This is a genomic window from Mycobacterium sp. NGS68, from assembly GCF_059812195.1.
Map to the genome: position 1 here is coordinate 1 of NZ_JCALCE010000074.1, position 1,684 is coordinate 1,684.

Here is a 1,684-nt window from a genome sequence, read left to right on the forward strand (position 1 = left end):
TCGTCTCGGTAGGCTCGGCCGGTGGTGTGGATTCGGCGGGTGCGTACGGCCTCGGGTGCCACGGCGGTGCAGATCGCTGAATCCGTGGACGGGCGCCGCCGCATCGTGCGGCATGTGGGCTCGGCCCGCGATGACGCCGAACTGGGACTGCTCATCGAGCAGGCGCGGCGGTTGTTGGCCGATGACGCCCAGCGGGAACTCGATCTGGGGATCACCCCGAAAGCCGTCAAAGCTGAGATGGTCGGCCCGCCGTCCGCGACACTGTTCACCGATGCTGGTGTGGGGTCCGCGCCGCGGCAACTGGTGGCCCGCGCGCAGATCTTGAAGTCCTGCAGCGGACTGCTCTACGACGCCCTGGCTGGTGTGTATGCCGATCTGGGTTTCGACGACGCGGTCGACGATCAGGTGTTCCGGGATCTGGTCATCGCCCGGGTGGTGGAACCGACCAGCCTGCTCGATGTCGATCGAGTCCTTGCCGAGCTGGGTCGCACCTCGGCGTCGCTGTCGACACGCAAACGGACGCTGCGCCGCGCCTGCGCCGGTGGTTACCGCGAGCAGATTGCCGCCGCGTGCTTCCGAAATGTTTGCGCCACAGGAGATCTGAGCCTGGTGCTCTACGACGTCACTACCCTATACTTCGAGGCCGATAAGGAAGACGACCTCCGCAAAGTTGGGTATTCCAAGGAGCGCCGCGTCGATCCGCAGATCGTGGTGGGCCTGCTGGTCGACCGGCAAGGTTTCCCACTGGAGATCGGCTGCTTTGAGGGCAACAAGGCCGAGACCCTGACCATCGTGCCGATCATCAAGGCATTCCAGACCCGCCACCAGATCAGCGACATGGTCGTCGTCGCCGATGCCGGCATGCTGTCGAGCTCCAACCTGCGCGACCTCGATGAGGCCGGGTTGCGGTTCATCGTCGGATCCAGAGTCACCAAAGCCCCCAATGATCTGGCGTCCCACTTCCATTGGCACGGTGATCTTTTCACCGACGGCCAGATCATCGACACCATCACTCCACGCGATCAACGCGGCACCGCACCCAAGAGCAGCGACCCGAAACTGAAAGCCGAACCCGTCTGGAACCTGAAGACGCATCCGAAATCGTGGCGGGCGGTGTGGGCCTACTCCACCAAACGGGCGGTGCGCGACACCAAGACGCTGAACCTGCAGGAGCACAAGGCCCGCGCCGTCGTGGCCGGTGACAAGAGCGCTCGCACACCGCGATTCGTCGCCGTCCGCAACGGCGCCCGCACACTGGACGAGGCCTCGCTACGGCGGGCACGCTGCCTGGTCGGCCTGAAGGGCTACGTCACCAACATCGACGCCGCCCACGTGCCTGCCACCGAGATCATCGCCAACTATCACGACCTGTGGCGCGTCGAGCAGTCATTCCGAATGTCAAAATCCGACCTCGCCGCTCGGCCGATGTTCGCCCGCACCCGCGACGCCATCGAAGCCCACCTGACCATCGTGTTCACCGCGCTGGCCCTCAGCCGCGAAATCCAGACCCGAACCGGGCTCTCACTGCGACGATTCCTGCGCACGCTCAAACCCCTGCGCTACGCCACCATCGACATCAACGGTGTAATCGCGACCTACCCACCGGCAGTAAACCCCGAGGTCGCGGCGATACTCAACGCCGTCCAGTCCCCGAGATCAAGGCACTAAGCCAAATGACCCAACT

The 1,684-nt window shown here is 64.5% G+C and carries 1 protein-coding gene; it reads left to right on the forward strand.

Annotated features, from left to right (window positions below; genetic code table 11):
* Positions 1–21 precede the first annotated feature (21 nt).
* A complete protein-coding gene (locus AC5Y5V_RS31290; protein ID WP_499942940.1) occupies positions 22–1,668 on the forward strand; it encodes an IS1634 family transposase in 1,647 nt (548 codons plus the stop codon).
* Positions 1,669–1,684 lie beyond the last annotated feature (16 nt).